Source organism: Burkholderia sp. RS01 (assembly GCF_039748055.1).
Classification (GTDB): Bacteria; Actinomycetota; Actinomycetes; order Actinomycetales; family Micrococcaceae; genus Arthrobacter.
Genome location: NZ_JBDLAK010000008.1, coordinates 185128 through 203085, shown reverse-complemented (window position 1 = coordinate 203085; position 17958 = coordinate 185128). Strand labels below are relative to the sequence as shown.

18 protein-coding genes and 1 pseudogene are annotated in these 17958 nt (G+C 66.3%); 8 read left to right on the top strand and 11 right to left on the bottom strand.

Annotated features, from left to right (window positions below):
- The 3 genes and pseudogenes from ABFP37_RS10010 to ABFP37_RS10000 all read left to right on the top strand — a co-directional run.
- Positions 1-194: hypothetical protein (locus tag ABFP37_RS10010; protein ID WP_347033448.1), on the top strand; the 194-nt coding region annotated here is incomplete at its 5' end.
- On the top strand, positions 191-490 hold the full coding sequence (locus ABFP37_RS10005) for a DUF6262 family protein (protein WP_347033447.1): 300 nt from the start codon (positions 191-193) through the stop codon (positions 488-490). The genes ABFP37_RS10010 and ABFP37_RS10005, both read left to right, overlap by 4 nt.
- Positions 491-537: 47 nt before the next feature.
- Positions 538-735 (top strand): annotated as a pseudogene (locus ABFP37_RS10000) (IS3 family transposase); the annotation flags it as partial.
- 236 nt (positions 736-971) lie between these two features.
- Here the strand turns inward: ABFP37_RS10000 and ABFP37_RS09995 are convergent.
- Positions 972-1595, bottom strand: a complete 624-nt coding sequence (locus ABFP37_RS09995; RefSeq protein WP_309980536.1) for a TetR/AcrR family transcriptional regulator — start codon at positions 1593-1595, stop codon at positions 972-974.
- Between the two features lie 136 nt (positions 1596-1731).
- On the opposite strand from ABFP37_RS09995, the gene ABFP37_RS09990 reads away from it, so the two are divergent.
- From ABFP37_RS09990 to ABFP37_RS09975, 4 genes are read left to right on the top strand one after another with little or no spacing between them, the layout of a single operon-like run.
- Complete coding sequence (locus ABFP37_RS09990; protein WP_307048930.1) at positions 1732-2547, top strand: oxidoreductase; 816 nt, start codon at positions 1732-1734, stop codon at positions 2545-2547.
- A gap of 58 nt (positions 2548-2605) precedes the next feature.
- Entirely contained in the window at positions 2606-3508 is a 903-nt protein-coding gene (locus ABFP37_RS09985) for an alpha/beta hydrolase (RefSeq protein ID WP_307048928.1), read from the top strand.
- 7 nt (positions 3509-3515) lie between these two features.
- Positions 3516-4529: an NAD(P)/FAD-dependent oxidoreductase gene (locus ABFP37_RS09980; RefSeq protein ID WP_347033446.1), complete on the top strand. Its 1014-nt coding sequence runs from the start codon at positions 3516-3518 to the stop codon at positions 4527-4529.
- Between the two features lie 45 nt (positions 4530-4574).
- Positions 4575-5843, top strand: a complete 1269-nt coding sequence (locus tag ABFP37_RS09975; protein ID WP_347033445.1) for an FAD-dependent monooxygenase — start codon at positions 4575-4577, stop codon at positions 5841-5843.
- 274 nt (positions 5844-6117) lie between these two features.
- On the opposite strand, the gene ABFP37_RS09970 is transcribed toward ABFP37_RS09975, so the two are convergent.
- Together ABFP37_RS09970 and ABFP37_RS09965 are read right to left on the bottom strand one after the other, a co-directional pair.
- Complete coding sequence (locus ABFP37_RS09970) at positions 6118-7281, bottom strand: ABC transporter substrate-binding protein (RefSeq protein ID WP_347033444.1); 1164 nt, start codon at positions 7279-7281, stop codon at positions 6118-6120.
- Positions 7282-7408: 127 nt separating this feature from the next.
- The gene (locus tag ABFP37_RS09965; RefSeq protein ID WP_347033443.1) at positions 7409-8023 is read right to left on the bottom strand and encodes a hypothetical protein; all 615 of its coding nucleotides are present in this window, start codon (positions 8021-8023) and stop codon (positions 7409-7411) included.
- Positions 8024-8201: 178 nt separating this feature from the next.
- Here ABFP37_RS09965 and ABFP37_RS09960 point away from each other — a divergent pair, with 178 nt between their 5' ends.
- Positions 8202-9221: an ABC transporter substrate-binding protein gene (locus tag ABFP37_RS09960; protein ID WP_347033442.1), complete on the top strand. Its 1020-nt coding sequence runs from the start codon at positions 8202-8204 to the stop codon at positions 9219-9221.
- Positions 9222-9270: 49 nt separating this feature from the next.
- On the opposite strand, the gene ABFP37_RS09955 is transcribed toward ABFP37_RS09960, so the two are convergent.
- The 8 genes from ABFP37_RS09955 to ABFP37_RS09920 form a co-directional block, all read right to left on the bottom strand.
- The gene (locus ABFP37_RS09955) at positions 9271-10545 is read right to left on the bottom strand and encodes an FAD-binding protein (protein ID WP_347033441.1); all 1275 of its coding nucleotides are present in this window, start codon (positions 10543-10545) and stop codon (positions 9271-9273) included.
- Between the two features lie 28 nt (positions 10546-10573).
- Complete coding sequence (locus tag ABFP37_RS09950) at positions 10574-11683, bottom strand: Gfo/Idh/MocA family oxidoreductase (protein ID WP_347033440.1); 1110 nt, start codon at positions 11681-11683, stop codon at positions 10574-10576.
- The gene (locus ABFP37_RS09945; protein ID WP_078027505.1) at positions 11668-12366 is read right to left on the bottom strand and encodes a ThuA domain-containing protein; all 699 of its coding nucleotides are present in this window, start codon (positions 12364-12366) and stop codon (positions 11668-11670) included. Before ABFP37_RS09945 ends, ABFP37_RS09950 begins: the two co-directional genes overlap by 16 nt.
- A gap of 44 nt (positions 12367-12410) precedes the next feature.
- On the bottom strand, positions 12411-13415 hold the full coding sequence (locus ABFP37_RS09940) for a sugar phosphate isomerase/epimerase family protein (RefSeq protein ID WP_078027504.1): 1005 nt from the start codon (positions 13413-13415) through the stop codon (positions 12411-12413).
- Between the two features lie 28 nt (positions 13416-13443).
- Positions 13444-14637: a Gfo/Idh/MocA family oxidoreductase gene (locus ABFP37_RS09935; RefSeq protein WP_347033439.1), complete on the bottom strand. Its 1194-nt coding sequence runs from the start codon at positions 14635-14637 to the stop codon at positions 13444-13446.
- 101 nt (positions 14638-14738) lie between these two features.
- Positions 14739-15641: a carbohydrate ABC transporter permease gene (locus tag ABFP37_RS09930; RefSeq protein ID WP_078027502.1), complete on the bottom strand. Its 903-nt coding sequence runs from the start codon at positions 15639-15641 to the stop codon at positions 14739-14741.
- Positions 15641-16543: a sugar ABC transporter permease gene (locus tag ABFP37_RS09925; RefSeq protein WP_078027501.1), complete on the bottom strand. Its 903-nt coding sequence runs from the start codon at positions 16541-16543 to the stop codon at positions 15641-15643. The genes ABFP37_RS09930 and ABFP37_RS09925 overlap by 1 nt, the downstream gene beginning before the upstream one ends.
- A 4-nt stretch (positions 16544-16547) precedes the next feature.
- Complete coding sequence (locus ABFP37_RS09920; protein WP_078027500.1) at positions 16548-17870, bottom strand: extracellular solute-binding protein; 1323 nt, start codon at positions 17868-17870, stop codon at positions 16548-16550.
- Positions 17871-17958: the final 88 nt, after the last annotated feature.

Genomic DNA, 17958 nt, shown 5'->3' with positions numbered 1-17958 from the left:
ACGCAAATATTTGTGAGCACTGCCCCAGCTTCCACGCCGAGCCCAGTTCACTGCCGATCCTTGCCGCACAACGCGTTGATGCCGATGCACTCGCCCGCGACGCCGAACAACAAGGCTGGATCGCCGAAGCCGAACGACACAAACAGCTCATCACACGACTCGACAGACTGATCAACGAGGCCACCGCAGGATGACCAACACGAACACCCTCAACCGCGTCGAGCGCGCCTGCGCCGAGCTCCTCCGGAACGGACAGGCAGTCACCTTCACCGCCGTTGCCGCCCATACCGGCGTGGGCCGCACCACTCTCTACCGGGACGCCATGCTCCGGCGTGTCATCGAGGAGAACCGTCACCGCACCGCCGCCAGCGGCACCCTCACCGCCCCCACCGACGAGATCGCCACCCTCCGCGCCGCACTCGACACCCTCGCCACCAGCGTGCGGCGCCACGAAGAACAACTCCGGAAACTGACCTCCCGAAACAACTAAATCCTTAACCGGCCAATCCCCGCACTCCTGGGCCATTAGCCGGATAATGCTACGACAACGCCGTCATAGAGAACTTCTTCGGGCACCTCAAAGAAGAGCTCTTCAACCGCGTCCGATTCCTCAACGCCGACGCACTGACGGCCGCGCTGCACGACTACATCCACTGGTACAACACCGAAAGAATCTCCACCAAGCTCAACGGCCTAAGCCCCGTTCAATACCGCGTTAAGGCCCTGGTGGCCTAGAGCATGTCGCCTCATTCCGGTGTGTCTGGGGACGGAGCCTTTCCGTGAAGAGCCGATCCACTGCCCCCTAAAGTGAAGATCTCACAAACCGTCGTAGAGAACTTCCTTGGACACCTCAGGGAAGAGCTCTTCCGCCGTGTCCAAATCCTCGGCACGGAGGCACTGGCAGCAGCGCTGCACGAATACATCCGCTGGTATAACGCCGGGTTGCGTTCAGCCGCTCAGCTGCGCCCTCCTCAGCGGCGGCTCACGCGTGGCAGCAACGCGAACGCGCTCTCGGCAATCTGGGTCAAGCGGGCAGGACCGTGGCCGTACGCACCGACGACGTCGGTCCCGCGGATAACGGTCAGCAAGAGGTATGCAAGATCTTCAGCATCCGCGTCCGGGTCGATGTCTCCGTTGCGCTGCGCCGCGCGCACACACTCGGCCACCGCCATCACGAGCACAGCGAAACACTCGGCAGCAAGGCGCTGCACCTCGGCGTCGGAGGCGCCGATCTCCAGAGCCATCTTGCCCGCGAAGCAAGCAGCCGCCGCCCGGTCGGAAGCTGGGGACACATCGTCGGCAAGAGGCACCCCGTGGACGGCGCGGAGCAGATAGCCGTGGAGGCGTTCGAGTGCGCCCTCGTCCGGGCCGGCAAGCACCTTCGGCGCAACGTTTCCCAGCCGGTCGAAGTATCCGGCCATCGCTTGCACCAGCACACCGTGTTTACCGTCGAAAGCGGCATAGAGACTGCCACGGCCCAGGCCCGTGGCTGCGCTGATGTCGTCGACGCTCGTGCCGTTGTAGCCCGACTCACGAAATTGCCGCTCGGCGGCATGGAGAACGTGGTCGCGGTCGAAGGTTCGTGGTCTCGCCATACATACAAGGTAGAACCAAACGGTCGTTATTGACAAATCAGTACAGAACCCTCTAGCGTTATTGACTGTTCAGTACACAAACGTCTCCCCCCACATCTGGCGAGGCGAAGTCACGCCTATAGACGAAGGAATCAACATGCAGACAGCTTCCCCGGTAGCCCTCGTGACGGGCGCTTCCTCTGGGATCGGACGGGCGGCAGCGCGAGCCTTCGTGGACGCCGGCTTCGCGGTGGTCGGTACGAGCCGCAACGCCGCGAACGCCAGCCCGATTGCCGGGGTGTCGTTCCTCGATCTCGATGTAGCCAGCGACGAATCGGTCCATTCCCTGGTAGAGGAGGTGATCGAGCGGTTTGGTCGGATCGACGTCCTGGTCAACAACGCAGGCGTGGGCGCAGTCGGTGCCGGAGAGGAAAGCTCGATCAATCAGACCAAGGAGGTCTTCGACATCAACGTCTTCGGCTTGATGCGGATGACAAAGGCAGTGCTGCCCCACATGCGCGCCCAGGGCAGTGGCCGTGTGGTCAACGTCTCCTCGGTACTCGGTCTGATCCCAGCCCCCTTCATGGCCAGCTACGCCGCCACCAAACACGCAGTCGAGGGCTACTCGGAGTCCATCGACCACGAGCTTCGCGAACACGGCGTCCGGGTGCTGCTGGTCGAGCCGGCCTTTACAAGCACGAGTTTCGAGGCGAGCAGCCTTGCACCGGACTCACCCCTGCCGGTCTACGCAGCACAGCGGAAGATCTCCCGAGACGTACTGGCCACCGCTTTACGTACCGCCGACGACCCTGACGTTGTCGCAAAGGTGATCGTCGCGGCCTCCACCGATTCCAAGCCCGCACCCAGGTACACCGCCGGTTCGATGGCCGGACGCGTGAGCGTCCTGCGCCGGTTCGTGCCCTCGCGCGCCTTCGACAAACAGATCCGGAAGCTCAACCAACTGGCCGGCTGACACCGAAGCCAGCACCAGCATCTCTCGTCCGCCCAACCTCGAAACAGGCGCAACACATATGGACTTCGAACACGTCACTTTCGACTTGCCGCATGGCACTTTTCACGCTCTGCAGGGCGGTGACCCCACAGGTCAACCGACGATCTTCCTGCACGGGTTCCCGGACCACCCGCCGACGGCGAAGGCGTTCCTCGCCGAACTCGGCCGCCAGGGTCGCTACGTCCTCGCGCCCTGGCTTCGCGGTTACGCCCCGTCCCCGACCGCGGGTCCATTCGATTTCGCATCCTTGACCGGCGACGTGGTCGCACTGATCGACCAGTGGTCTCCCCGGCGCCAGGTGGACCTCATTGGCCACGACTGGGGCGCCTTCATCACGTACGACGCCACCGTCACCGCGCCGGAGCGCATCAAACGCGCAGTCACGCTCGCTATCCCCCACCCCCTCACATTCATCGGCCGGCCTCGCCCCGCCCAGCTCCGCCGGAGCTGGTACATGGCCTTCTTCCAGCTTCCCGGAAGCGGCATGATCGCCCGAGCCCGCGACTTCGCCCTCATCGACCGCCTCTGGCGTCAATGGTCACCAAGCCTGACGCTCGACCCGGCTCTCCAAGTGGAGCTACACGAGCACCTCGGAGCGAGCTTTCCCGCGCCCCTCAAGTACTACCGGGCGATGACTCGCCTGGGCATGCTGAAGGCTGCACGCCGACTCTCCCACCCCATCACGGTGCCCCTGCTGCACATCCACGGCGCAGACGACGACTGCATCCTCCCCCCGAACGTCGACGACCGGCATCGATACGCCGCTCCGCATGTGCGCGCGATCGTCCCCAACCTCGGCCACTTCCTGCACATCGAAGCCCCCGAAGCGATCGCGGAACGGATCGCGACATGGGTGGCGAGTGGCTCACCTGACCCTCGCGGCGAAACCAACCCAATGGCCGTCCAGAACCCGAAAGGCTGACCAAACCATGACTGAGACGACTCCTCCATTCACGAGCGACGAACTGGCCGAAGGCACTATCGACACGGTGGTGATCGGAGGCGGCGCCGCAGGACTGAACGGCGCTCTGATCCTCGCCCGTTCCCGCCGCTCGGTCGTCGTGATCGACAGCGGCTACCCCCGCAACGCGCCAGCGGAAGCCGTGCACGGCCTCCTCGCCCTAGACGGCACTCCGCCGTCCGAGATCCTTCGACGAGGACGGGAGCACGTGCGCCACTACGGCGGACGCATCGTCCTCGGCGAGGTAGTCACGGCTGAGCCTGCCGCCCCCTCAGCTGACGGGGATTTGCGGTTCACCATCACCCTCGCCGCCGGCCGCAGCATCACCGCCCGCCGCATCCTCGTGGCCACCGGCCTCACCGACGTTCTGCCGGACGTGCCCGGTCTCGCCGAGCACTGGGGGCACAGCGTGGTGCACTGCCCTTACTGCCACGGCTGGGAGGTCCGCGACGAACCCATCGGTATCCTCGCCACCGGTCCGGTCTCCATCGCCCACGCGTATCTGTACCGTCAGCTGACCGAGGACCTGACCTACTTCACGGACGGCACCGAGCTGGACGAGGACAACCGCGCCCGCTTCGCCGCCCGCGGCATCCGTGTCATCGACACCCCGGTCACCGAGGTCGTCAACGGCGAGGAGGGCGCTCTCGCCGGGGTGCGCCTGGCCGACGGTCAGGTTGTGGCCCGCCGCATCCTCGCGGTCCTTGCGCAACTGCAGATCCGCGCCCAGGGCCTGGAAGGTCTACACCTGCCCGTGCAGGACCTGCCGAACAAGGGCCGCAGTTTCGCCTCCGGCACGGCCGGCATCACCGACGTGCCAGGGGTGTGGGTGGCCGGCAACGCCACTGATCTGACCGCCCAGGTCGGGGCCTCCGCAGCGGCCGGCGCACTGGCCGGGGCCGACATCAACAGGATGCTGGCCATAGCGGACACCGACGCGGCCCTGCACGCGGCTGGACCGAGTCCGACACCCCATGTCTGAACGCGCCGGCGTCGAAACCACCACTCCCGAAAGGTACGAGATCCCATGATTGCTGCTGAAGACACGTTCGACGCGCCCAATCCCATGGACAAGAACATGACATTGCGACAGCGGGCCCTGGTGGTCGGCCTCGGGATCAGCGGGACCGCCTCCGCGCTGCGACTGCATCGCGCGGGCTGGGACGTGGTAGTGCTGGAGAAGGCCCCCGAGCGGCGCCGCGGCGGATACTTCATCGCCCTGTTCGGGACCGGGGTCGCCGCCGCCGAACGACTGGGCATCGCCGATGCCGTACCGAATCGCGTCGCTCCGGAAGCCTTGAGCTACGAAGTCGACCGCACGGGCCGGCGCCGGCCCGGTCTAAGCTACGCCGAAGTGTTTGGCGGGTCTCGCCTCGTCTTGCGGGGCGACATCGAAGACGCAGCCTTCAACGCCCTGCCCGACGAAGTGGAGATCCGGTACTCGACCGTGCCGATCGCGCTGGAGCAGTACCTCGACGGGGTGGACGTAGAAATCCGAGACCTGACGACGGAGACGGCCACCGTCGAACGGTTCGACCTGGTGGTCGGGGCAGACGGACTGCGCTCAACAGTGCGCCGGCTTGCGTTCGAACCCGAGCAGAGCCCAACCCGTCCAATGAACTACATGATCGCCGCGTACAGCCTGCCCGGGGCGGTACCTGGCTACCGCCCGCAGGACGGGCTCATCCTGGCCGAGGAGGGCCGATCAGCCTGGGTGTTCCCGTTCGCTGACCGCCCGCCGACGGTGCTGCTCTCCTACCGAACCGACGACGTGGACGCCGAGTTCACCCGGCCGGCCATCGACTCGCTGCGCGCCGCCTACGGCCCCGAGCCCACCGGCTCCACGCTCGGTTGGCTGCTCGATCAGTTCGAGAAGGCCCCGGACCACCTGTTCGACTCCGCCGAGCAGGTTCACCTCGACCATTGGCACCGTGGCCGAGTCGTCCTCGTTGGCGATGCCGCGTGGTGCCTGACCGTTTACTCCGGCATGGGGGCATCCACCGGCCTGGCCGGGGCCGACCTGCTCGGCACCATGCTCGAACGCCACCCGCACGACGTGCCACGAGCGCTGCAGGACTGGGAGGACCACCTGCGCCCGTTCGTCGCCCACCACCTCGGCAGCGGTGTGAACATGCGCAGCTTCTTCACCCCAGGCAACCGCGCCGAGTTGCTGCTTCGGTCCGCGATGATCCGCCTCGCCCGGCTGCCGATCGCCGGCCGGTTGCTCGCCAAGATGAGGACCAACAGCGCGGGCGTGCAGATGAAAAGTCTGGATATCGCCGACGCTGCAGCGTGAGGCCAACCCGGTGCGGACCGTGTCGACCTGAGCACATAGAGAGGCATATGCCAGCCAACACGCCCGCCGACAGCACCCGTTGACGACGGGCATTACCGCCACGCGAAGAAGGCTCCGTCCCACGTGGGGACGGAGCCTTCTCAGAAGAGCCGGTCGCTGGCCGCTAAAGTGGAGACCTCACAAATTTGAGAGTCCAACTTTCGGGGACCAGTTCATCCCGCCGGACCTTTGCTGTTTGGTGGGTTGTTGAGTGTGCCGGACCAGCCGTGCCGGATTATTCCTTGCCGAGCCCGGCCGCGGATGTCTTCTGCCCGGTGACCGTGTTCAGCGTGGTGAGGTCGAAGATGCCGTTGATGTCGGCCTTTTTGGTGGTGCCGGCGTCCACGCCGTCCTGCAGGAGCTTGGTGAAGGCGCCGGCGAGCGGGTCAACGGTGAACACGATGTTCTGCAGCGAGCGGTCGATGACGTCCTGCGGCAGCGCCTTCCCGGCGGCTTCCTTGAGTGCGGCGTTGACGTCGGTGGCCTTCTGCGCGGCCGGGGTGTCGTTGAGCCACTTCACCGCTTCGACGTGCCCCTTGAGCAGTCCTTCCACGGTCTGCGGGTGCTCGGCGGCGAACTTCTTGTTCACGATCAGGACGGTGGTGGGGAACGCGCCCGGCTTCCCGGTCAGCGAACCGTCCCACAGGTCCTTCTCATCCACCAGGACCTTCGCGCCGGCCTGGAGCACCAGGCGGGAGGCCCAGGGCTCGGGCAGCCACGCGCCGTCGAGCTTGCCGTCCTGGAACAGTTTCAGCGTCTGGGCGTTCTCGGTGGGGTTGATCGCCACGTCTCCGCCGCCGTCGGTGTTGGTCTTGTAGCCCTGCTTGCCCAGCCAGGCGCGCAGCGCCACGTCCTGGGTGCCGCCCAGCTGCGGCGAGGCCAGGGTCTTGCCCTTCAGATCCGCCGCGGTCTTGATCCCGGGCTTGACCACCAGCTGCGCCCCGCCCGAGGCGGCGCCGGCGATGATGCTGATGGACTCGCCCTTGCTCTTGACGAAGGAGTTGATGGCCGGGTTCGGGCCGATGTAGGTCGCATCGATCGCTCCGGCGTTCAGCGCCTCGATCGCCGCGGGGCCGGCGTTGAACACCTGGGTGGAAAGCTTGGTGCCGCCCAGGTTCTCCTTAATGAAGCCCTGCTTCACGCCCACCAAAGCGGCGGCGTGGGTGATGTTCCCGAAGTAGCCCAGCTTCAGCTCCGCGGCCGGGCTCGTGGCGGCGGCGGGGTTGGCTGCTGCCGGTTGCGTGTTTTGGGCGGCCGTGGACGCCACGGCGGCGCCGGCGCCGAGAACGGCCAGCACGCCGGCGGCGATGCCGATCTTGAGCCGGCGGGAGTACTTCGGGCTGCGGGTCTCACCCGCTGCGATGCGGGTGGATCCCGGGTTGTCCTGTGAGGTCGACATGGTGTTTCCTTCGGGGCTGTGTTGGGGGTGTTGGACTGAGGTTACGTAGAGCCTCAGGCCGCCCACAACGGCCGCCGTAGCAGGGATTCACCGGGCGTCGCGAACGTTCATCTTGAGTCGCAAACCGTTAAAAAGCGTCAGGCGCGGACGCCAGTGCGCCCAGTACGGCAGGCAGGAGGCGGTCGTTCCGCCCCCACACGGGATCGAGCAGCTCGAGGTACCAGGAGTCGGCAAGGACCAGGGCAAGCGTCTCGTTGCTTTCGTCGGCCCAGTCCCGGATCTGTTCGGATTCGATGGGGCTTTCGCTGGTCCCGAGGACGGTGACCACCTCGTCGCCGTCGATCGTCACCGGAATGGACGCGCTGCTCATCTCTCCGGGGGCGTGGGCGACGGCGACGATCTCGGTCTGCGTCGAGAGCTGCAGGAGAAGCCGTGCCGACTCGGCAGAGCAGAAGCCCGTCACGTACTGCCGCTGGGCGTGACTCGCCCCGGGTGGCAGGCCCGGCTGGGATTCCTTCGTGAAGAGCCCGCTGCGGTTGATCTCGGCGAGCTGCCCGGCGATGGGTCCGGTTTCGGCGTCGAAGCTTGGGGCGAGGGTTCCCGCCTGGTACTGGCTCTTGCCTTCCAGCCACCGTGCGGTCAGCTCGCCCGCGGCGGCAAGCGTGGTGGCCTGCCGCCACACTTCCCTGTCCACCAGGAGCCTGCCGTAGCCGTCCCGCTCGTCCGTAAAGTGATTGTTCATAGTTTCGAGCCTAGAGCCGTTTGCCGGCCGCCGGACAGGGGACATGACGGCGGCGGACGCAGGATGAACCGCCGTTACGCCGTGTATCCCACCGTTTCAGGGTGCTTTGACGGCGTTTTTCCGCTGCCGGATAGTTGCTGCCACAAGAACCTCAGCCGCTACTTCCAAGGGGAAAATCATGGCCCGCAACTCTCTCACATCCGGCCTCGGAACGCTCAGGCCCGGCGTTGGCCTGGCTCTCGCGGCCACTGCGCTGCTGGCGCTGTCCGCCTGCTCGGATCCGGGGGCCGCGGCCGCAGGAAATGCTCCCACAGCCTCCTCGTCCTCTGCGGGAGCCAAGACTTCCGGAGCCAAGACCTTCAACCTGTCTCCGCAGCAGGACCGCGTCCCGGTCACCGTGGACCAGGCCGCGGCCGCCCTCGTTCCGGAAGCCATCAAGAAGGACGGCAAGCTGACCGTGGCCGTCAGTCCGTTCGCACCGCCGCTGGCGGTGTACGCCACCGACAACAAGACGCCAGTGGGCAATGAGGTGGACATCGCCGTCGCGCTGGCCCAGACGCTGGGACTGGAGGCCGACATCGTGCCGACCGCCTGGGCGGACTGGCCGCTTGGCGTGGAATCGGGCAAGTACGAGGCCGTACTGTCCAACGTCACGGTGACCGAGGAGCGCAAGCTCAAGTTCGACTTCGCGAGCTACCGGGACGACAAGCTGGGCTTCTACGCCAAGAACGACAGCGGCGTGACCAAGGTCGAATCCGCCGCGGACGTGGCCGGAAAGCGGATCATCGTCGGCTCGGGCACCAACCAGGAAGCCATCCTGCTGCGCTGGGACGACGAGAACAAGGCCAAGGGGCTCAAGCCGGTTGAGTTCCAGTACTACGACGACGACTCCGCCTCGAACCTGGCGCTGCAGTCCGGCCGGGCGGACCTCACGTTCGGACCGAACGCCACCGCAGCCTACAAGGCCGCCAGCGACGCCAAGACCAAGCTCGTGGGCCTGGTGGACGGCGGCTGGCCGCTGAAGGCAAGCATCGCGGCCACCACCAAGAAGGGCAACGGCTTCGCGGCCGCCGCCCAGGCCGGGCTGAACCACCTGATCGACGACGGCAGCTACGCCAAGATCCTGGACCGCTGGGGCCTCTCCTCCGAGGCCGTGCAGAAGTCCGAACTGAACCCGGCGGGCCTGCCCAAGAAGTAGGCCCGCCGACGTACCTCCGCCGCCTGCCGGACGCTGCCGTTTGCTGAACCTATCGGTGGTTGAACACTGTGCGGCGGAGGAAGCCGTTCCGGAACTTTTCTTCCGGATCCATGGCGGTGGCCAGCGCCACGAAGTCCCCAAAGCGCGGGTACAGCGGCGCAAGGCCTGACGCGTCGCTGGTGAAGAGCTTGCCCCAGTGCGGGCGAGCGCGGAATGGTGCCAGCGCCGCCTCTATGACCGGCAGGAATGCTTCGACCCGCTGCTGGTCGGGCTGCCACGTGAAGTGGAGGGCGATCCCGTCGCGCCCGTAATTCGGGCTCATCCAGAGGTTGTCCGCAGCCACCGTACGGATCTCTGAAATGAGCAGGAGCGGCGTCACCAGGTGAGAGAGGGAGCGCATGGTCCGGATGGCGTCCACCGCGTGCTCCCGGGGTACCAGGTATTCGGACTGGAGCTCATCGCCCTTGCTGGGCATGTGCTCCATCCGGAAGTGGGCGAGCCTGTCGGACCAGGGCCCGGGAATACCCAGCTGCTCACTGCAGGTACTGCCGGCTACCCCCGGAATGGGGTGCTGCGCTTCCGCCGCGGGGGTTCCGCCGAAGAAATCAGCAGCAGCCGGCCCGGACGGATCCGTGGTCCGCCGCTTCAGCCACGCCTGCCCGGCCGCGGCGCCGGACCAGTCCGTGAACAGGCTGACGCTGTAGGCCGAGGACGTCACGGCATCGAAGTCTGCCAGCACCTGGTCCCAGGCGGGCTTTTCGAAAACCGTCTGGGCCACCTCGAACGCGGGCTCGATGTCCAGGGTCAGCCGGGTGACAATGCCCAGGGCCCCCAGCCCGACCACCATGCCCTCAAAGTCCGGCGTCTCGCCGCGGAGCGCGGCCAGGAGGCTGCCATCGGCCGTCACCATTTCGAGGCCGGCAACCGCGGTGGCCAGGTTCCCGTTGGTGTCCCCCGAGCCGTGGGTGGCGGTCGCCACGGCCCCGGCGATGGAGATGTGGGGCAGCGAGGCGAGGTTGTGGAGGGCGAAACCCTGGCGCTGCAGTTCGGCGGCAGCGGTCCCGTACAGGGTCCCTCCACTGACGGTGACCGTTCGGTTGGCGGCATCCACGGCGATTTCCGGGTCCAGCCTGTCCAGGGCGGCCAGGACACCGGCGGTGTCGGCGATGTCGTTGAAGGAGTGGCGGGAGCCCAGCGCCCGGATCTTGCCGGCGCCGGCTACGAGCTCCTGCAGTTCTTCAACGGTTTCCGGATGCGCCACGTGCTCGGCGCCGTAGGCGAGGTTTCCGGCCCAGTTTCGTTCGCTGACGCGGACAGGGGTCATTGCGGTTCCTTCTGGTTGGCGAGCACGGTCAGTTGGAGAGCACAGCGTCGTTGGCGAGCACTGTCAGTTCGACGGCGTCCGGCCGCTCGGCGGTGCTCTGGATGATGACCGATGCGCCGCTGCGGGCAGATTCGAGGACCGATTCCATGACGTCGAGGACGTGGTACGCCAGCCTCCCGCCTGCCCGCGGCTCTGCGCCCGGCGGCGTTGAGGCGAGGTCGGCGATGCCGAAGCCGCGGCCCGAGTCAACGTAGCCGGCCGACACCGGCAGGGTCTCCCATGCCTCGGCGCCGAGCGGAAACAGCTGGACTTCGCCGTCGAAATGGTTCGGATCCGGCACCACCAGCGATCCGAGTTCGCCGTGGATCTCGATGTTGGACGACTTGGAGTTTACGGCGTCAAAGCTCATGAACAACGTGGAGAGCGCGCCGGAGGCATGGACCAGGACCCCGGTGACGTGGGAGTCGATGTCAACGGGGACTCGTTCGCCCTGGCGCGGCCCCGAACCGATGGTGCGTGCGGTGCGCGTATGGCTGGCGGCACCCATGACCGAGACCACGGGGCCGAGCAGGGTCACCAGGGCGGTGACGTAGTAGGGTCCCATGTCCAGCAGCGGGCCGCCGCCGGGCTGGTAGTAGAAGTCCGGGTTCGGGTGCCACCGTTCGTGCCCGGGGGTCACCATGGTGGCGGTGGCGGAAACCGGTGCGCCGATCAGGCCGTCGTCGATCGCCTTGCGGGCGGTCTGGATCCCGGTGCCGAGCACCGTGTCAGGGGCGCAGCCGACGGCTACGCCCGCCTCGCGGGCGGCCTCCAGCACCTGCCGCGCCTCGGCCGTGGCCGCCGCCAGCGGCTTCTCGCCGTAGACGCTCTTCCCAGCGGCAATGGCCTTCAGGGCGACCTCGGCGTGCGCGGCGGGGATGGTCAGGTTCAGTACCAGGTCGACGTCGTCCGCGGCGAGCAGGTCCTCCACGGAGACGGCACGGACGCCGTCGTAGCCCAGGGCGACGGCCTCGGCGCGTGCGGGGTCCAGGTCCGCGACGGCCACCAACTCGATCTGGTCGAGTCTGCGGAAATTGGTCAGGTACTGGGCGATGATGGCGCCGCAGCCAATGATTCCTACTTTCAACGGCTTGCCCACAGCAGGCCCCTTTCAATGATGGTGCGTACGTTCTGGTCTTGGAGGATTTCGACGCGGTGGCCGGGGGTTGCGACGAAGATCCGGCCTTCGCCCCACTGCCGCGTCCAGATGGCCGGTGAGGTGACTTCCCGGTGCCAGGGGTCCCATTCGCGGGCTTTCTGGGTGGTGGTGGCGAGGACGTCGATGTAGTCGTCGGAGAGCACCCAGTACTGCTCGGTGACCAGATCGAAGTCGGAGATGCCCTCGGTGATGGGATGAGTGGCCGCGGCGGGCAGCATGTTCACGGTGTAGGGCACGTAGTTATCGGACTGCTCACCGGCGCACTCGTCCGGGTGCTTGCCGGGATGGCAGGCAAACTGGCCGCCGATCAGGTGCAGGTAGTCGGAGTTATTCCGGTAGGAATCGGCGATCCCGCCGTGCCAGCCGGCCAGTCCCGTGCCGTTTTCGACGGCGGTCCGCAGGCCGGCGAACTCCTCTTTTTCGATGGTGGTCATGGTCATGCACTGCAGGATCAGGTCGACGCCGGCCATGAAGGCAGCGTCGGCGTAAATCTTGGGCGACTCCTCGACGCGGACTTCATAGCCGTTGTCTTTAAGGTACGGAATGAAAAGTTCGGTGGCTTCGAAGGGCTGGTGCCCGTCCCAGCCGCCACGGACCACCAGGGCGGTCTTGCGTTCTGTCATGGGGTTCCTTTGATGAGCGCCGGCGGTGGCCGGCGGAAGTGTGGTCAGCGGGTGGCGAAGGCGGCGTCGAATGCCGCGGCGGGCGGGGCGATGGCAGCGAGGCCTCTCACGAGGGCGAGGGCCTGCGGGGCGCCGGTGAGGCGGTCCATGCCGGCGTCTTCCCATTCGATGCTGGTGGGTCCGGCGTAGCCGATCGCGTTCAGCGTCCGGAAGATCCTGTTCCACTGCACGTCCCCGTGCCCGGCCGTCACGAAGTCCCAGCCGCGGCGCGGGTCGGCCCAGGGCAGGTGCGAACCGAGCCGGCCGTTGCGGCCGTCGAGCTGGCGCACGGATTCCTTCACATGGACGTGCAGGATGTGTTTGGCGAAGTCCTGCAGGAACATCACGGGGTCCAAGTCCTGCCAGATGAAGTGGGACGGATCGAAGTTAAGCCCGAAGGCCGGCCGATGCCCGATGGCCTCGAGCGTGCGTTTGGTGGTCCAGTAGTCATAGGCGATTTCGGAGGGGTGGACCTCCAGGGCGAAGCGCACGCCAACCTCATCGAACACATCAAGGATGGGGTTCCAGCGGTCCGCGAAGTCCCGGTACCCGGCGTCGATCATGGCCTCGGACGCCGGCGGGAACATCGCCACGGCCTTCCAGATCGAGGAACCGGTGAAGCCCGTGACGGTCTTCACGCCAAGCCGGGCCGCGGCCCGGGCCGTGTCCATCATGGAGCGCGCGGCGCGGGAACGGACGCCTTCCGGGTCGCCGTTGCCCCAGACCTCCGGGGTGAGGATGTCCCGGTGGCGTTCGTCGATCGGGTCGTCGCACACGGCCTGGCCGGTCAGGTGGTTGGCGATGGCGAAGACCTGCAGGTTGTTCTTTTCGAGGATATCCAGACGGCCCTGGAGATACTCATCGTCCTCCGCGGCGCGGCGCGGGTCGAGGTGATCGCCCCAACAGGCAATCTCCAGCCCGTCAAAGCCCCACTCGCCGGCGAGCCGGGCTACCTCCTCAAAGGGCAGGTCGGCCCACTGGCCGGTGAACAGCGTAATAGGTCGGGTCATGGTGCTTTCCTGTTCTGTATTCATGCGCTTAGACCGCCTGCCACTGGCTGGAATGTGCCGCGCTGGATTCCACGGCGGCCAGCACCCGCTGGACCTGGAGGGCGTCCGCGAACGTCGGTTCCGGCTGCCGTCGTTGCGCCAGCGCGTTGACGAGGTCCACCACCTGGTGGGTGAACCCGTGCTCGTAGCCCAGGCCGTGGCCGGTAGGCCACCAATGGCCCACATAGGGGTGTTCGGGTTCTGTCACGAGGATCCGGCGGAATCCGGCGTCGGGGGAGTCGGCGGCCTCGTAGAAGGAAAGAACGTTCATGTCCTCGAAATCGAAGGCGAGGGATCCCTTGGTGCCGTTCAGCTCCAGGCGCATCGCGTTCTTCCTGCCGAGGGCGTACCTGGTGGCTTCGAAGACGCCGACGGCGCCAGCTGAAGCAGCGCCGCCGTCGAACCGGGCACTGAAGATCGCGGCGTCGTCAACGGTGACGGCCCCGCGGGGCGCCTCAGCGCCTGCGTCACCCTGCCCGCCGAGCCCCACGAGGTTCCCGGCCAGGGGCCGCTCGGGCACGAACGTTTCCAGCAGCGCCGAAACACCGGCGATCTTCTGGCCGGTGAGCCACTGGGCGGTGTCGGTGATATGCGCACCGATGTCGCCTAGGGAGCCGGATCCGGATTTGCCCTTGTCCAGCCGCCAGGTCATGGGCGCGTTCTCGTCGCTCAGCCAGTCCTGCAGGTAGTGGGCGCGGACGTGCCGGATGGTTCCGAGCCGGCCTTCCTCCACCATCCGCTTGGCCAGTGCCAGCGCCGGCGTGCGGCGGTAGCTGAATCCGCACATGGCGAACACCCCGCGCTTTGCGGCCGCCTCGGCTGCGGCGGTCATGCGCTCCGCCTCGTCCACGGAGTTGGCCAGCGGCTTTTCGCAGAGCACGTGCTTGCCGGCCTCAAGGGCGGCGACCGCGATTTCGGCATGGGTGTCGCCGGGGGTGCAGATGTCGACCAGGTCGATGTCGTCGCGTTCAATCAGGCGCCGCCAGTCGGTTTCGGCCGACTCCCAGCCCAGTTTCCCGGCGGCAGCCCGGACGCCGTCGGCGTTCCTGCCGGCCACCGCCGTGAGCTGCGGCTGCAGGGGCAGGTCGAAAAAGCGGGGCGCCGTCCGCCAGGCGTGTGAGTGGGCGGCGCCCATGAACGCGTACCCGGCCATGCCGACGCGCAGCGGCTGTGTATCAGTCAAGAGTGGTCCTTTCGGCTATTCGGTGGTCGAGGTTCTGGTGGTTGAGCTTCTGGTGGCGAGCTTGCCGAAACCGGGCCTCGACAAGCTCGACCACCGCGGCATTATTTGCTGAAGCCCGCGGTCAGGCCGCTGAGAAGCTGGCGCCGGGCCACAACGTAGAGCACCAGCAGCGGCAGCGTGGCCAGCACCACGGACGCCAGAACCGCGGGGATGTTGACGCTGAATTCGCCCTGGAACGTCCACAGCGAGAGCGGCAGCACGCGGGTGCCCGGGCTCTGGGTCAGGATCAGCGGGAACAGGAAGCCGTTCCAGACGTGCAGGGCGTTGTAGATGCCCACGGTGATCACGGCCGGCTTGGTCATCGGCAGCGCGAGGCGCCACAGCATGGACCAGTCGGAGCAGCCGTCCAGCCGCATTGACTCGAAAAGTTCGTTGGGCACGTCCCGCATGAAGTTGGAAAGGATCAGCACGGAGACGGGTATGGCGAACGCTATGGACGGCAGGATGAGCGCCAGCAGGGTGTCGTACAGGTGAGCGCGGGTGATCATCCAGTAGATCGGAATGATGGTGGCGTGCAAGGGAATGGCCAGCCCGAGCAGGAAAAGGTTGTTGGTCCAGCTCAGGAAGCGGCCCTTGCCGCGGACGATTGCGTAGGCGGCCATGAACGAGACGAACAGTGCCGGAATGACGGTGCCCAGCGTGACGATGACGCTGTTGGTGAAGTACCGGACAAAATCGTTTTCCAGGACCAGCTTGTAGTTGTCCAGTGTGGGTGCAGCGGGCGGCAGCATGGGGTTGGAGGCGAAGAACCCGGCCTGGTTCTTCAGGCTGGTGACCACCACGTAGTAGATGGGCAGGATGATGACGAGGAGCCAGAGCCAGCCACCGAGGCCGCCGAGGAGGTTCGGCCGGAAACGCGAGGCACGCCTGATTGCCGGACGGGGGGCCGCCGCGGTGCGGACGGGTGCCGCCGGCGGAACCGGAAGCTGTGTCGTGGAAGCCATCAGGCTCCTTCCAATTGGCTTGCGTTCCGGTTTTTGCCGCCAAGCCGCTGCAGGAGCAGGGCGAGGCCCAGCCCGATGGCGATCAGGATGACGCCGAGGGCACTAGCGGCGCCCATGTCGTTGGCCTTGAAACCGGTCAGGTACATGTGCAGCGGCAGTAGCCTGGTGCTGTAACCGGGGCCGCCGCCGGTCAGGACGAAAATGAGGTCGAAGTAGGCCAGGCTTCCCACCACCATGAGGGTGGAGGAGGTGATGATGGTGTACTTCAGCTGGGGCAGGGTGATGTTCAGGAACTGCCGGACGCGGCCGGCGCCGTCGATTTCTGCCGCCTCATACAGCGATGTGGGGATCTGCCGCACGCCGCCTTGGTAGATGAGCGTGTGGAACGGGACGAACTGCCAAGCGATGACGAACACCACCACGAACAGGACCAGGTCCGAGTTTCCGAGCCAGTCCTGGATCAGGAAGGGCACCTGGAGCCCGGGGCCGAGGCCGAAGTTGGGGTCCAGGAGCGCCTTGAACGCGATGGCAACAGCGGCTGACGATAGCAGCAGCGGCAGGAAGTAGAGGACGGCGAGTGCTGCCCGGTATTTCTGACCGCCCGCCGTGAACACCCCCAGCAGGAGGCTGATCGGCGCCTGCACGATGAAGGAAAAGAACATGATCTTGGCGGTTACGAGCAGAGCGTTGCCGGTGACCGGATCGCTGAGGACGGTCGCCCAGCTGCTCAACCCGTCAAGGCGGATCTCGCGTAGCCCGTCCCAGCTCGTGAAGCTGAGGAAAACCACGCCCGCCAGCGGCACAACGGCGAACACCAGGAAGAATACGAGGGCCGGCACTGCCAGCCACCCCGAGGGCCCCGCGTCGCGGACCCCCCGGCGGATGGAACTGTCTACAGCCACGGCTCTACTTTCCGATCGTGGCGTTCATCGTGGAGACAAACTGCTCGGGCGTGATCTTCTTGAGGAAGATCTGGTCAAGGTTGGACAGCATCGCGTCGCCCTGGGCGGGGCTCAGCGCCTGGTCCCAGGAGAGGGTGAAACTCGGGGCCGCCTTGGCCAGGCCGTAGACGAACGTGAGGAAGTCCTTGTCCGGTGACGCTGCGAGCTTGCTGTCGATGCCGTTGACCACCGGCACAGCCCCGGAACTGATCAGGGCGTCCTTATCGGTGTCAGTGAACATTCCGTCCTTGACGTAGTTGAGTGCGGCCTTCTTTTGCTCGTCTGTGGCCTTGGAAGAGATCGACCAGAAGTTGGACGGATTGCCGACGACGTTGGCGGGGTCGCCCTTTCCGCCCGAGACAGTGGGGAAGGTGGTGAAGCCGAGCTTGCCGCTGCTCACGAAGTCTGCCGCGTCCTTCTTCATGCCCTGGTAGATCCAGCCGCCCTGCACCACCATGGCTGCCTTGCCGGTATAGAGCAGGGCCTGGTCCGCGTTGCTGTCAGCCGCGATGGAGGAGAAGCCGTTCACGAAGCCGCCGGCGTCGACCAGTTCCTGGATCTTGGTCAGTGCCTCGCTGACCGCGGGGTCCGACCACGCACCGGCCTTGTTTGCAGCGATGTTGGCGAAGACCTCGGGGCCGCCGATGCGCTCAACAAGGTATTCCAGCCACATCAGGTCCGGCCACTTGGACTGCCCGCCCAGGGAGAACGGCGCAATTCCGGCCTCCTTGAATTTCGGCACGAGGGCCATGACGTCGTCCCAGGTCTTGGGCGGCTGGGCGCCGACCTTGTCGAACACTTCCTTGTTGTAGTACAGGACGACGGGCTGGACGTTGTTGTTGGGCAGCGCGTAGGTCTTGCCGTTGATTTCACCGTTCTTCAGGACGGAGGGAAGGTAGCGGTCCTTGACCTGGGGGTTCTCCTTGATGAACGCGGAGAGGTCCTCCACCTGGCCGGCATCCACGTAGGACTTCAGGACACCGCCGCCCCACCCGTAGATAAAGGTGGGGCCCTCGCCGGCGCCCACAGCTGTGCGGACCTTCGTCTTGTAGGCATCGTTGGCGAAAAAGTCCAGCTTGATGGTCTGGTCGCTGTGGGCGCTGTTCCATGTCGCCACCGACTTCTGCAGCACAGGCTGGTTGCCTCCGGTCAGTCCCCACATCGTGGCGGTGCCGGAACCTGCGGAGGTGGAACCTGCGGGGCCGCTGGAACCGCACGCCGCCAGACTGACAGACAGTGCGGCGGCGGAGATGGCCATGGCGGCGGTGCGCAACTTACGGGTATTCATCTGATCTTTCATCCGTCCTCCGGGGTCGGCGCTGATTGCCCGGGTGTGAGAGGTGGCAGGCCTGCCGTCCAACGGGAGGCCGCGTGCC